The 537-nt window shown below is 47.3% G+C and carries 1 protein-coding gene; it reads right to left on the bottom strand.

Going from position 1 to position 537, the window contains the following annotated elements; translation table 11 throughout:
• On the bottom strand, positions 1-537 hold a 537-nt coding region (locus R7040_RS29510), incomplete at both ends, for an amino acid permease (protein ID WP_318098058.1).

Below are 537 nucleotides of genomic sequence, written 5' to 3'. Positions count from 1 at the left end.
ACACGCTAACGATAGCCCCTTGCAATAAGAGTAGGGCGACAGGTGCTTGGTTTTGATTTTCTTTCGACAGTGCGAGTGGCATAAACTGGTCTTTCGCCGCCACATGCAGGCTCTTTGTCGGTGCAATAATCCAGTTGTTCAAGCTTGCTAGCGTGCCAAACACAATCGCCAAAGCTATCACAGGCAGCATGAACGAGAGGTTCAAATCATCAAAGAAGGTTTTGAACGCCAAGATCACACCTTCGCTTAAGCTGGCGTGATCGCTTGATACCACCGATGAAATTGACAGCGAGCAAGCTGTTAAAGAAACCAAAATCAGCGCCGTAGAAGCTAAGAGTGCTTTTGGATACGCCTTTTGTGGATTTTCTACCTCACTTGCATATGAGGTGGTAATTTCTAAACCAGTCAATGAAAGCACGACTGCGGTGAAACCTGCCCCAATTCCATCTTGAGAGAAATCGGGTAGCCAGTCAGAGACATGACTAAGGGAGATATGAGACTCACCCGGATTGGTATATGCCCAGTAACCACCCAAGC

The organism is Vibrio sp. 1069 (assembly GCF_033340555.1).
Note: the sequence above shows the minus strand (reverse complement) of the source record. Positions and strands in the feature narration are given on the sequence as shown.